Below are 13,483 nucleotides of genomic sequence, written 5' to 3'. Positions count from 1 at the left end.
CTTTTTTTCTATACTAAGGAAGTAAAAAACCCATTTTCTTTTTAGCTTCACGCAAGACTGGACCTGCTATCTCTCTCGCTTCTTCCGCTCCTTGCCGCAATATAGCTGTGATCTCGCCGCTTGCACGAATATCGTGATATTTCTGTTGAATAGGCTCTAAAGTAGCTACAACCTGCTCAGCCAAATCTTTTTTAAATGTGCCGTAGCCCTGACCTTCATACTTAGCTTCGATCTCAGCAATACTCAAGCTGGAGCAGTGAGTATAAATACTAATCAGATTGCTGATTTCTGGCTTGTTGGCTACATCAAATTTAACTTCTTTGCCTGAATCTGTTACAGCCCGGCTCAATTTTTTACGGATTACGTTTGGTGGATCTAATAATGCTATATAGCTAGCCTCAACCGAGCTGCTTTTGCTCATTTTCTTGGTAACGTCATCTAATGACATGATTCTGCCGCCGACTTTGGGAATGAAAGGCTCTGGCACTTGAAAGGTTTGTCCAAACCGTTGATTAAAGCGTTGCGCAAGGTCACGTGTTAGTTCCAAATGCTGCTTTTGGTCATCGCCAACAGGTACAAGATCCGCGTTATACAGAAGGATATCTGCTGCCATTAAAGAAGGATATGTGAAAAGCCCTACACCCACTGAATCCTTCCCCTCTGATTTATCTTTAAACTGTGTCATTCGCTCCAGCTCGCCCATGTATGACAGGGTAGTCATCAACCATCCCAATTCTGCATGCTCAGCGACATGTGATTGCATGAAGATACTTGCTTTTTTAGGGTCGAGTCCTGAAGCAAGATACAAGGCAGCAACTGACTCTGAATTCTCTCTTAATGCAATTGGATCCTGAGGAACTGTTACTGCATGCATGTCAACAACCATGTAAAAGCACCGATGTTCATGTTGCATTTTGATATAATTCACCATAGCACCAATATAATTACCTATTGTTAATCGACCGCTTGGTGCAATTCCTGATAGCACTCTTTTCATCTTTAAAGCCCTCCTCATGTATGTTGGTTTTTGAACACAAAAAAGACCTCCCGCCGCAAGGGACGAGAGATCGTGGTACCACCCTAATTCGCTATCCGCTGAAAAACGTAGAAAGCCTTGATGCTCCGTTAACGGGGAACAGACGTGCCGCATACTTGCCTGATACCCAATGGTAACCAGCTGTTCAGCTTTATGCTCCGAGACCCATTCAGTCAACCTGCTTCACCGATTCGCACCACCCATCGGTTCTCTGAAGAAGCACTTGCTGCTTACTTGTTCTCATCCACGCATATTTTTTTAAGTTGTTTTCATTATACTTCTTAGGCTTGAAAAGTCAAATAATTATATCAAAGCCTAAAGTTCATTACACGCTTCGCTCACTAGCTTCTGTGCATCCTCCAACCGAGTAACTCGGAATAATTGATCCGCCAGCTGTTCCAGCACAATAAGATTGGTTAGGCTAGCTACATCCATTAACATTTTTTTCGTATGCTCTTCGCCAAACTGAGCTCGAATGAATTTACTGATAAATGTACAAGCTTCTTCTAGCTTTCCTTTTTCTATTCCTTGCCCTATTCCTTGCTCTATTCCTTGCTCTATTCCTTGCAAGACCCCGTCCTTTACCCACTGTGGCTGCAGCTTCAAAAGCTCACTTTCTCTTGGTTCAAGCATCTGCAATTCCTCCCATAAACTTTGTTTTTCTTTATCATCCAAAATCATATATGTGTCAAAAAAACCAGCTATTAAATACATCCTTGCTGGATCTAACTCCAAGCGTAATAACATGCGTAGAAATTCCTTTTTAACCTGTACCTTTTCTTCTTTAGTATACTTCATCTTGCTCAGAAGTGCAGCAGCTATTGGGTTATCTTGCTTGATATAATGTCGCCAATTCTTCTTGCGCAGCTCCACTGTGTAGAACTGATATTTCATTACCTTAAAGAATGGTAAGCCCCAACTATATTTAGTCGGTTCCACTTTATTTTTACTGTCATAACTGAATACGACTATTGGCAAAATACAGCAACGATATTTTTCAAACAACCGACTAGAGTAAATAAACATGCGTTCCGCAAAATCTTTTTGATAGTAAGACTGTGCCTCAATATGAACAATCAAAATGTAATCCTTTCCTTTTAGCTTTGTTTTCACCAACAAATCCACTCGTCGTCGTTCGCCAGTTACAATATCTGTAAATATCTCTTCAGACAAAAAAGTCAGATGTTCAAAGTCAATCCCTGTAAACACTTGCGGAAAAAACAACTGGATGAACTCCGCAAAATACATCTGTATAAGTTCTTTAAAAAGCCTATCATGATCAATAGCCATTACTTTCCTCCTTTATTGAACGCAAAAAAGCACCTGCCAAACTAAAAACGTTTGGCGGTGCTTCCGCTAATATCATTATAAGATTATTTCTATTTTCTTACAACCCCAGCATAAACTGCAAGGTTGTATCATTAAATCCAGGAAGGCCCTCATGGCCGAAATCCGGATAAATCTCTAAGCTCTTGGGAGTTGTAATTTTGTTGTAAGCGGCAAATTGTGTAGAAGGAGGACAAATGGTATCCATTAAGCCAACCGCCATCAGGACTTCACCTTTAATCCGGTTTGCCAAAAATTGATTATCAATATAGCCTAGCTTAGTAAAAATTTCGTCTTCTCGTTTGTGCAGAGGATCATGATTACGGAAGAAAGTACGCAATTCATCATAAGCATCTTTGGCTAAATCCATTTCCCAGACACGCTTGTAGTCACACAAGAACGGAAATACCGGGGCTAGCTTTTTAACCCGCGGCTCTAATGCTGCACAAGCTAATGTCAAACCACCGCCTTGTGACCCCCCGATTACTCCAACTCGCGCTGCATCTACCTCAGGTAAATCCATAACAATGCCAGCAAGCTGTGCACAATCCAAATAAATATGTCTAAATAATAAATTGTCTGCGACATCATTTAAGCCACGAATGATATGACCACGAAGCGTTGTACCCTGCACCCCGCCAGTATCCTCAGACGTACCCCCTTGACCTCGGCAATCCATCGAAATCATCGAAAAACCAAGTGATGCATAAATTAGTTTATCATTCCAATCTCCTGCACTTCCCGAATAGCCATGAAACTGGACAATCGCTGGATGCGGCTGTGGAACATTCTTCGGACGAACATATTTAGCATGAATTCGCGCACCACGCACACCGGTAAAATACAAATCAAAGCAATCAGCAAAGGGCACCGTAAATGAGCTTGGAACCAATTCTACTTTTGGATCCACAGCCTGCATTTCTTCCAACGCTCGGCTCCAATATTCATCAAAATCAGCTGGACGCGGGTTACGGCCCTCATACTCTTTCAATTTCTCTAACGGCATGTCTACTTGTGGCATCTAAATAGCCCCTTTGACTTATGAATTTTAATAAAAGGTTTTCAATATATTAAGGTTCTCATCAGCAGATAACGTATAGGCAGCAATTGTTGCTGGTATAAGAATCGCATCTCCATTATGAACCAACAGCTCCGCTTCAACACCTTGATCGTCAACCCATTTCAAAGTCCCTTTACCAGAGGCTACAACTAAAATATCTGGATTTCCCACTTTACCAAGCTGACCTGAGAAGCTGCCACCAGAAAGTGTAATTTTCTCAATTGTAAAATAGGGACATGTCACCATATGCTCATGCAGCACATTCGGAGAACTAGCAATCGCATACCGAGTTTTATCCGTTTGACTATCTTGAACGGTGTTCGGTTGCCCATAAAGCATCACTTCTGCAGCTTTTTCGATATGCAATTCACGGCTTTTACCTGAGCTGTCCAAACGATCCCAATCATACACACGATAAGTTACATCGGAGGTTTGTTGGATTTCAATCAGAGTAGTCCCTGCAAGCAAAGCATGCATAGTTTGCGATGGAACGTGTACGAAATCATCAGCTGCTACAGGCAATCGCTCAAGAAATGGCTTGATATTATGATCCTCTACAGCTTGTAAATATTGTTCCTTGCTCGTAAAGGTATCGCCATATATTATCTCGCCACCTGGCTTACTATCGAGTATGTACCAGGCTTCTGTTTTACCGTAGTCGCCTTCATGCTTCAAGCCATATTCGTCATTAGGATGAATTTGGACCGATAGATCGTCCTCTGCCTCAAGAAACTTGATCAGTAGTGGAAATCTGTCTTGCTTAGAGCTTCCAAGATAGGCTTCTGGGAATTCTGCGATCATGTCATTCAAAGTCTTACCTGCAAACTCGCCGTTAGCAATAATCGACTTAGCGCTAGGATGACCGGAGAGAACCCAATATTCACCGATTGGCTTATCCGTCTCAACATGGAATAAGCTTTTCAAGCGTGAACCGCCCCAGATTCTTTCTTGGACGATAGGAGTAAATTTTAAAGGATACAAAGTCATTAGAATCACCTCGAATTAGATTTTTAGGTTATTAAAACCATTTAAATGGATCAACGCAGCTGCACCAACCAAGCCAACATTTTGGTTTAGTTTAGTAGGAACTATTTCTGTTTCTTTACCAACAGGGCTCAAAGCAAATTTACGGACATAAGCACGAATCGCTGCAAATAGAGGATCACCGACCTGCGATACACCGCCGCCAATCACAATTTTTTCTAAATCAAACGTATTAATCAGACTGACGATTCCCATACCGAGATATTCAAAAACCTGTTCAATAAGCTTAACCATTTGTGGATCTTTTGCTCCATACAACTCGAATGCCTCTTTGGTTGAGGTATCTTTACCGCGAATCGTTGAAGCTTGGCGTGCGATTGCTGTACCTGATGCAACCCATTCAATGCAGCCTTTTTGCCCGCATATACAGGTTCCCGCTGAAGGATCAATCACAATGTGGCCAATATCCCCAGCATTCCCACGAAAGCCGGTGAATAATTTACCATCGAGAAATAGGCCTCCACCAATCCCCGTGCTTATCGTGATATAGATAAAATTCGCGTTATCTTGGGCAGCACCAATCCATTTCTCAGCTAGTGCTGCGGAGGTTGCATCATTCTGCACCTGTAGCGGGAACTCCAAATACTTTCTCATTTCAGCTGCTACTTCAAAATCATGCCAGCTTGGCAGGTTAGGCGGACATGAGAATTTACCAGCAGCAGCGTCTAATGGACCAGGAACCCCGATACCTACGCCAAGAATCTCTTCATCCATCACGCCCGATTCAACTTGCAAATGTTTAATGACATCGGCCATTTCCTTGACCATTTGCTGCGGTGTTTTCGCTAAGTCGGTATGTATAACTTTTTCTGCCGCTACTAGACCGGCTTCGTTTACAATCCCAATCGCCGTTTTTGTACCTCCAATATCAATCCCCACTGAATATTTCAAACCTATTCGCTCCTTTTATATGGCATACCCGTTGAATTGCGGATTACTAAATCGCCAGAAAGTAATATTTTCTCATATAGTGCTCCACTTTGCTCAATTCTGCGAAAAAGAGCCTCAACAGCTCGTTTACCCATGGCTTGCTTGTCTACATTTATTGTCGTGAGATTGGGCTGCACCTTGACCGCATCATCAATATTATCAAATCCGCATACCGAAACCTGCTCAGGTACACTAATTTGCAAAGCTTGCAGTGCTTCTAACGCACTCATTGCAATCGCATCATTCGCACACACAAGCGCAGTTGGCAGGCTTTGCTCAGCCATTCTCCGTACAATCCAGTTCTTAATTTCAAGTGTATAACTATACCGATCATCCTCAAGTAAAGGCAGTAGCATTTGATCCGTCACAATTATACCATGATTCTCAAGCGAGCTGCGAAAGCCAAGCCAACGGTCTGCAAAGCTGCGCGAGAACGCGGGATTACCAATAAACTGAAAGCTGGTATGACCCAGACTATGTAAATAGTCAACCAGACGCACTTCACAATCCATATTATTCATAAATATACTATCCGATGGCACCAATTGATCCTCATGATCCACTAAAATAAACGGGATCGCCATTTGACGAATCTCTAACAGCAAAGAAGCCGACATCCCGCCTACACATAGAACCCCAATCAACCCTTGCGGATTGATAAATTTCAAAAAGTTATCGGATGAGAAATCGGTAATCATCATCATGCCAACGTTTTTTTGCTCTAGTTCCACTGCTATTTCATCTAAAATACGTCCCCAGTACAAAGAGTCCATCGATTGCAGCCGTACTTTAGGGATTAGTACAATAACGACGGGTTTAATACGTGTATGGTTATCTTCTACTGCTTCTTTTTTAGTTCCACTTTTAGCCACAGAACCACGCTGCCCGTAATAACCTAATTGCGACGCTGCTTTCAGCACTTTCTCTCTGGTTAGCTCACTGACGCCATTCTTCCCTGCTAAGGCCTTGGAGACTGCAAATTTGGAAATGCCTAGATGATCGGCAATGACGTCCATAGTAATCTTTTTTGCCACTGATTCCGCCACCTATCCTCTTTTGCCTGTAAAAAGCTTATCTTCCTTTTCCAGTTTAAAAGATTAGCGTTTGCCAAGCAAGTTCTTCTATTAAAACAGTTCTAATTACATGCATTATCGCTTTTTAAAATAGCATAGTAAGCTAACAAAATATAATCATATGTTATTTTGTTAGGCTAATAATTGTTGACACTTCGGTTTTGTTATTATAAAATTTTAGTATAACGAGAGAGTAGGGATTACATTGACCCAACAGTTAGCAATTCTTCCAGAATTTAAGCACTCTATTCAAAAAGAGCTTGATAATATCCTGCAGTTTTGGATCGATCATGCTGTGGATGAGAGAAATGGTGGCTTTTACGGTGAAATCAGCAATGATTTAATCATCAATCACTCTGCTCCAAAAGGATTAGTGCTCCAGGCGCGGATTTTATGGACTTATTCCAAGGCATTTCTCACCTTTAAAGCAGACAAATATTTAAAAATGGCGCAAAGAGCTTATGATTACTTAGTTGAAGCGTTCTGGGATCGCGAATTTGAAGGTTATTATTGGCATGTTGATGAGCAAGGCAAGCCGCTTAACACACGCAAACAGATATATGGGCAAGCCTTTGTTGTTTATGGATTAACCGAATATTATAAGGTCTCCGGCGATCCAGAAAGCTTGCAAAAAGCGATCACACTCTATAAGAAAATCGAAGCTGTTAGCTTCGACGAAGCTCATTTGGGTTATTTCGAAGCCTTTAATCGGGAGTGGGAGTTAGAGGATGACTTGCGTTTAAGCAGCTCCGATTTAAATGAGAAAAAATCGATGAACACCCATCTCCATATTCTCGAAGCTTACAGCAATCTAATTACCGTTTGGGATGATCTGGAGTTAAAACGCAGACAAAAAGCCTTGATCGAAGTCATGTTAGATCATATTGTGGATGAGAAGCAGCAGCATTTCAAGCTCTTCTTCGATGAGGCTTGGACCTCTAAATCGGAGCACATTTCCTTCGGACACGATATTGAAGGTAGCTGGTTGCTAGTCGAAGCGGCTCATTTACTGCATGACGATGCCTTAATCAAGCGCGTGAATGCCACTGCAATCACGATGGCAGATGCCGTATTACAGCATGGAGTCGATAACGATGGCGCGCTCTGGAATGAAGCTATTGCAGGCTACAAGATCGTCGATGATACGAAGGATTGGTGGCCGCAAGCTGAAGCTGCTGTTGGTTTTCTTAACGCTTACCAGCTATCTGGACGACAAGAGTTTCTAAACGCCGCAATCAAAAGCTGGGACTTTATCCTGAACTATATGGTGGACAGCGAACATGGTGAGTGGTTCTGGCAGGTTTCCATGGATCGTAAGCCTAATTATGCCATTGCCAAAATCAGCCCATGGAAGTGCCCTTATCACAACAGCCGAGCTTGCTTCGAGCTGCTTGAGCGACTTGAAATTTTATAAAAGTAATTCGAATGGGAGCAATGAACTTATATGAATAATCCATTATTTAAAAGCAGACTTGAGCAGGTAAAAAACAACCAAAGTGAGCTGTTAGCACAAATTAACCAAGCAGAAGCTTTAGGCAACGGCATCTATGACCGCTATATTCATCCGATTTTGACCGCAGATCATGTGCCCTACTATTGGAAATATGACCTCAATCCAGAGACAAACCCTTATTTCATGGAGCGTCTGGGGATCAACTGCGTTTTCAATCCAGGTGCGATTGAATTAAACGGCAAGTTCCACTTGGTCGCCCGCGTGGAAGGCAACGATCGCAAATCGTTTTTCGCGATTGCAGAGAGCGATACAGGGGTTGATGGTTTTAAGTTCTGGGAATATCCGATCCTGTTGCCTGAAGCAGCTGATCCGGATATTAATGTTTATGACATGCGGCTGGTGCAGCATGCCGATGGTTGGATTTACGGGCTATTCTGCACGGAACGGAAGGATCCCGACGCACCCGCATGGGATACTTCGAGCGCAGCGGCCCAATGCGGAATTGTTCGCACCAAGGACCTGCGGGACTGGGAGCGATTAGCCGACTTACAAACGAAGTCACCGCAGCAGCGCAACGTTGTGCTGCATCCTGAGTTTGTAGACGGCAAATACGCGTTCTATACGCGTCCGCAGGATGGTTTTATTAGCGCAGGTGCTGGCGGCGGCATCGGCTGGGGTTTGTCTGACACGATTGAGAACGCAGTTGTCGATGTGGAGACTATTGTCGACGCACGCGAGTATCACACAATCAAGGAAGTGAAGAACGGGCAAGGACCCGCTCCCATCCGCACAGACTCGGGTTGGCTGCATATTGCCCACGGTGTTCGCAACACAGCAGCAGGCTTGCGCTATGTGATCTATGCTTTCTTATCCAAGCTTGACCAGCCTAATGAAATTACTCATTCACCAGGTGGCCATCTTATTGCACCACAAGCTGAAGAACGGATTGGCGATGTATCGAATGTAGTTTTTTGCAATGGAGTCATTGCTAGGGCTAACGGGGATGTTTATATTTACTATGCTTCTTCGGATACTCGTATCCATGTTGCCACCACAACCGTCGCTAAACTACTCGACTATGTGATGAATACACCGGCAGATCCGCTTCGTTCCCATGCATGTGTCGCACAAAGAAATCAACTCATCGCAGGCAACTTAAAGTTCATCTAACTAAACTCGAGCTACAAAAGCCCCTTTAAGCGTGAACGATCCTTGTATTCCTTAGGGGTCAATAACACAATTTTCTTAAACAGCTTATTAAAGTAAACCGGATCGGGATAGCCTACTAAGTGGGCTATCTCGTATATTTTTAAGTTGGGATGGTCATCGATAAACTGCTTGGCCTTCTGGATGCGAATTTGGATTAAATAGTCGGTAATGGTGCTGCCCGTTTCTTGCTTGAAATGCTTACTTAAATAGCTGGTACTAAAACCCAACCGTTCAGATAAGCTTTCTAAATCCAACATTTTATTATATTCTTTCTCGATGATTTGCTTTAATGGCTCGATCACATAATGCTCATGCTGCTCTTGCGGCTCCTGCACTCGTTCCATACCTTTAAGCTCCTGAATGTTTTCCTGCTTCTGATCGCTAATACGCTTAAGTACCTCGAATAACTCGAATTTATCCACTGGTTTTAGAAAATAATCCTTGACCCCAAACCGCATGGCTTGCCTAGCGTACTCAAAATCATTAAATCCACTTAAAATAATAATTTCCACCTGAGGAGCTGCCTCACTCAGCTTTTCAATAAACTTGAGACCATCCATGCCCGGCATTTTAATATCGGTAATAACCACATCCAGATCATTTATATTTAATTTATCCAGCCCCATTAATGCCATTAGTCCATTAGAAAAGGATCCAACAATCTGTAGATTCAATTCTGATTTCGATAAGATTTTTTCCATGCCGAGACGAATCATTTCTTCATCATCAACCAGGATAAGTTTCAATGTGATCCACTCCTTTCCATCCGAAGTCTTAAGAAGATTGGTTAGGCAACCTTAGAACGATACGTGTGCCTTTCCCTTCCGTACTTTCGACTCTTAACCCATATTCATCACCATAGTATAATTGAATGCGATCATTGACATTACTTAAACCAATGCCATGCTTGGAATCTGCTTGGCTGCTTGGATTGGAAATACGATCATTTAATTTATGCAAAGCAGTACCGTCAATTCCTTCACCATTATCCGAAATAGTCAGATATAGAAAGCTTTCATCCTCATAGGATTCAATTGTGATCTCACTATGATCTTCTTTATTCTCTAATCCATGATATATGGCATTCTCTACGATCGGCTGCAGCATGAGCTTGAGAATTTGATATTGCTTCATTTCCTCTGAAAGCAGCACAACCAACTGAAATTTATCTTTGAAGCGAACATTTTGCAGATAAATATAATTGTCCAAGTGCTCCAGCTCCTGAGCTACAGTCACCGTTTCCATATCATTAATGATGCTATATCGCAGCAGCGAGCCCAGCATGTAAGCCATGGAGGCTACTTTTTCATCCTCATTAATTTCTGCCATCATCCGAATGGTTTCCAAAGTATTGTAAATAAAATGTGGATTAATCTGACTCTGCAGCACCTTAATCTCCGCTTCACGTTTGCGCTTCTGTCCGGTGTATACCTCATCAATTAGCTGCTTAATCCGCATAATCATCCGATTAAAATGATTGCCCAGCAAGCCTATTTCATCGCGATATTTGACATTAAACCCGACATTTAAATTACCGCCTTGAACTGCTTTCATTAAGCTCGCCATTTTACGCAAGGGGCGTGTCAAAGCATAAGAAATAATAATCGAGATAAAAAGCGCAAAGCCAATGATGATGATCGTCACTATAATCGTAATATTGCGCGTTTTAGTTGCTTCAGCCGTCAGAACCTTGGTCGGAATGTAAATTAATACCGTCCAGCCTGTATTCGCAGACGTCGAATAAGAAATTAAATAAGGCTTCCCATCCTTAACCAATGGAAAGCTTCCTTGCGTTTCTGCAGCTTTTTTGACAGCTTCATCATTGGCTAAATTATCGCCAATCATTTGCTCTCCGCTGTCGTAAATCACTTGCTTGTGATCATCGACAATTACAGTTGTCCCTTTAGTTGCAGCGTCAATATTAGCTACTGCATTTTTGATCACATTTAAATTCGATTCAAAGGCAATTAAGCCAATAGCCTCGAGATTATAAGTATTACGCAGCTCACGTATGACTGAGAATACAAAATCAGGCTTACCTGTGTTAGCGCGAATAATTCGTTCCGTGCTGATCACCAGGGCACTTTTGGCATTGTGAGCGAGCTTGCCCCACTCCTCCATCTTCTCATTGAGATCGGCACGAGTCCCTTCCGTTTTAAGCGTATAGAAAAGATTTCCAAATTTATCGCGGATATAAACGGAAGTATTATTTGCCCCTTTTAAGTTCTCCATACTATATACATTGGTCGAAATAAACCGCTCTTTAATGACATCATGACCAGGCTGCATAAGGTATTCCTGAAGCTGTGTTAAGTATAAAGGCGAGGCAGATACCTGCTTCAAATCAATCACATAATCGTCCAGCTTATCAATAATTTTCGAGGAAACTTCTTTTACATAGGTCGTTGAATTATCTTGAATAGACTGTGAATAATTGCGATAAGAGAAATAACTAGCAAGTACGATCGGCAGCGTGATCAGAAAAATAAATACTACAATCAGCTTCTTCTCCATACTGGCATTAGCAAAGGCGACCCAAAACCATTTCAGTCCATTCCGTACAAAAGCGCCCATGGGTCCCTTCCTTTCTCTCCGCCTTATTTTACAGCACCATTCGTCACTCCAGCAAAAATAAATCGCTGCAAGAAGAGATACATCACCATAGTCGGAATTAGAATAATTAAAATCCCTGCACACATAAATGTCCAATTCGCACTATTTACACCCACGTTCCGCATTAATGAAGTGGAAAGCGTAACCAACGAATCTTTAGGCATATAAAGAAACGGAGTATAGAAATCATTATACACACCAATCGTTTTAAGGATAACGACCGTTGCCGTAGCTGGAGCTAACAATGGAAAAATTATGGTGCGATAAATCCGAACTAGAGAGGCACCCTCCATCATTGCGTTTTCATCCAGATCATAAGGGATATTCTTAATAAATTGCAAGTAAATATAGATCTGCACCACGTCGGTTCCAATATAGAGCAGGGTAGGCGCATACAAAGTATTCATCAAGCCCAAGCCCTTAATTAGTGAAAAAACAGCCACCTGAGTGGTAATAGCCGGAATAATCGTAGCGATGATATAAGCAAAAAGAATATACTTCTTCCCTCTAAAATTGAATCGACCAATCGCATAAGCAGCCATAGTACCTAACAGCACATTCCCAAGCAACGTAATCACAATAATAATCAGCGTATTCGAGAACGCGAGCCCCATCTTGGCAGACACGAACACATTCACAAAATTATGAAAATTAAAAAAGCTCTCCGGTAATGCCATTGTACTTGACCTGGCAAATTCCTCATCTGTTTTGAAAGCATTGACTACGACCAAATAGATGGGATACAGCACCATAAATGAAGCAAGCAGCAGCAAGATATATTTAATACCCGTCCATAGCTTCAGCATTTACTCCCCCCTCCTATTAAACACTAGTCTCTGTGTTCCGAGGATAACCATCACAATAATGATCAGAATCACGCACATAGCTGACGCCAGTCCGTTATTGTTAAATTGAAATGCCGTAGCGACCGTTTTGGTCAAGAAAGTTTCACTGGCTCCGGCTGGGCCGCCTTTTGTGAGAATAAAGGGTAGATCGAAGACCTCTAAAGCACCAGAGATGGTTAAAAATAAATTTAGCTCGATAATTTTAAATAAATTAGGCAAGGTAATGAACCAAAAAGTCTGAAAGCCATTCGCACCATCAATTGTCGAAGCTTCATAAACCTCACTCGGTATAGATTGCAATGCACCCAGATAAATAACCATATTGAACCCCATGTACTTCCACAATCCGATAGCCGCCAATGAGTAGTTTACAAGCGTTTTACCGCCTAGCCAGCTAGTTTCCGATAATTCATTAGCGCCCAGAAAGTTCAACAGTAAATTGAGTGATCCTCGTTCCGTATCGTAGAAATAACCAAACATAAAGGCAACCGCTACCCCATTCATGATAAAAGGTAAAAATAATAGCAGCCGAAAGAAATTACGGCCACGAAGCTTGTTATTAAGTATGACAGCGAAAAATAGCGCAATGACATTCTGTAAGATACCGATTAAAAAGTAAGCAAAGTTATGCTTGAAAACACCAAAAATCTCAGGATTATTGAAAACCTCTTTATAATTGCTCCAGCCTACCCATGGCTTCTCCTTGCTGTAACCATCCCATGAGGTAAAGCTATAATAGATGAGCTTGATTGCCGGATAGAAGGAGAACGAACACAATAATAACAGCGGAATTAGTAGAAACGCGAGTAAAACCCATTTTCTTTGGGACTTATACGATAAATTAAACATGGCCATCCGCCCCTCTGTAAAGAGCAAAGTGGATCATCTCCTTAC

At 42.0% G+C, this 13,483-nt stretch carries 12 protein-coding genes and 1 other annotated feature; of the genes, 2 read left to right on the top strand and 10 right to left on the bottom strand.

Going from position 1 to position 13,483, the window contains the following annotated elements:
• Nucleotides 1-13: 13 nt before the first annotated feature.
• From trpS to EHS13_RS07965, 6 genes are all read right to left on the bottom strand, one after another.
• Nucleotides 14-997: a tryptophan--tRNA ligase gene (gene trpS / locus EHS13_RS07990; RefSeq protein WP_155699824.1), complete on the bottom strand. Its 984-nt coding sequence runs from the start codon at nucleotides 995-997 to the stop codon at nucleotides 14-16.
• Nucleotides 998-1,052: 55 nt separating this feature from the next.
• Nucleotides 1,053-1,292, bottom strand: a binding site (T-box leader).
• 59 nt (nucleotides 1,293-1,351) lie between these two features.
• Nucleotides 1,352-2,326, bottom strand: a complete 975-nt coding sequence (locus EHS13_RS07985; protein ID WP_155699823.1) for an RpnC/YadD family protein — start codon at nucleotides 2,324-2,326, stop codon at nucleotides 1,352-1,354.
• Between the two features lie 97 nt (nucleotides 2,327-2,423).
• Nucleotides 2,424-3,383, bottom strand: coding sequence for an acetylxylan esterase (locus EHS13_RS07980; protein WP_155699822.1), 960 nt, complete (start codon nucleotides 3,381-3,383; stop codon nucleotides 2,424-2,426).
• A 27-nt stretch (nucleotides 3,384-3,410) separates the two neighbouring features.
• Nucleotides 3,411-4,409, bottom strand: a complete 999-nt coding sequence (locus EHS13_RS07975) for a type I phosphomannose isomerase catalytic subunit (protein WP_193571483.1) — start codon at nucleotides 4,407-4,409, stop codon at nucleotides 3,411-3,413.
• A gap of 15 nt (nucleotides 4,410-4,424) precedes the next feature.
• A complete protein-coding gene (locus EHS13_RS07970; protein ID WP_155699821.1) occupies nucleotides 4,425-5,357 on the bottom strand; it encodes an ROK family protein in 933 nt (310 codons plus the stop codon).
• A 2-nt stretch (nucleotides 5,358-5,359) separates the two neighbouring features.
• Nucleotides 5,360-6,430 carry a LacI family DNA-binding transcriptional regulator gene (locus tag EHS13_RS07965; RefSeq protein ID WP_155699820.1) on the bottom strand — a complete coding sequence of 357 codons (1,071 nt, stop codon included), beginning with the start codon at nucleotides 6,428-6,430 and terminating at the stop codon, nucleotides 5,360-5,362.
• A gap of 244 nt (nucleotides 6,431-6,674) precedes the next feature.
• Here EHS13_RS07965 and EHS13_RS07960 point away from each other — a divergent pair, with 244 nt between their 5' ends.
• Together EHS13_RS07960 and EHS13_RS07955 are read left to right on the top strand one after the other, a co-directional pair.
• The gene (locus EHS13_RS07960) at nucleotides 6,675-7,883 is read left to right on the top strand and encodes an AGE family epimerase/isomerase (protein ID WP_227013838.1); all 1,209 of its coding nucleotides are present in this window, start codon (nucleotides 6,675-6,677) and stop codon (nucleotides 7,881-7,883) included.
• Between the two features lie 30 nt (nucleotides 7,884-7,913).
• Nucleotides 7,914-9,092 (top strand): glycoside hydrolase family 130 protein, encoded by a 1,179-nt coding sequence (locus EHS13_RS07955; protein ID WP_155699818.1) that lies wholly within the window; start codon nucleotides 7,914-7,916, stop codon nucleotides 9,090-9,092.
• A gap of 11 nt (nucleotides 9,093-9,103) precedes the next feature.
• On the opposite strand, the gene EHS13_RS07950 is transcribed toward EHS13_RS07955, so the two are convergent.
• From EHS13_RS07950 to EHS13_RS07935, 4 genes are read right to left on the bottom strand one after another with little or no spacing between them, the layout of a single operon-like run.
• Nucleotides 9,104-9,877 (bottom strand): response regulator transcription factor, encoded by a 774-nt coding sequence (locus EHS13_RS07950; protein ID WP_155699817.1) that lies wholly within the window; start codon nucleotides 9,875-9,877, stop codon nucleotides 9,104-9,106.
• Between the two features lie 28 nt (nucleotides 9,878-9,905).
• Complete coding sequence (locus EHS13_RS07945; protein ID WP_155699816.1) at nucleotides 9,906-11,705, bottom strand: cache domain-containing sensor histidine kinase; 1,800 nt, start codon at nucleotides 11,703-11,705, stop codon at nucleotides 9,906-9,908.
• A gap of 23 nt (nucleotides 11,706-11,728) precedes the next feature.
• Nucleotides 11,729-12,550 (bottom strand): carbohydrate ABC transporter permease, encoded by an 822-nt coding sequence (locus EHS13_RS07940; RefSeq protein WP_155699815.1) that lies wholly within the window; start codon nucleotides 12,548-12,550, stop codon nucleotides 11,729-11,731.
• Nucleotides 12,551-13,438, bottom strand: a complete 888-nt coding sequence (locus EHS13_RS07935) for a carbohydrate ABC transporter permease (protein WP_155699814.1) — start codon at nucleotides 13,436-13,438, stop codon at nucleotides 12,551-12,553. It lies immediately after the preceding gene.
• Between the last annotated feature and the right edge of the window lie 45 nt (nucleotides 13,439-13,483).

It is taken from the genome of Paenibacillus psychroresistens (assembly GCF_009728935.1).
GTDB lineage: Bacteria > Bacillota > Bacilli > Paenibacillales > NBRC-103111 > Paenibacillus_AC > Paenibacillus_AC psychroresistens.
This window is presented reverse-complemented; position numbering and strand designations above follow the sequence as displayed.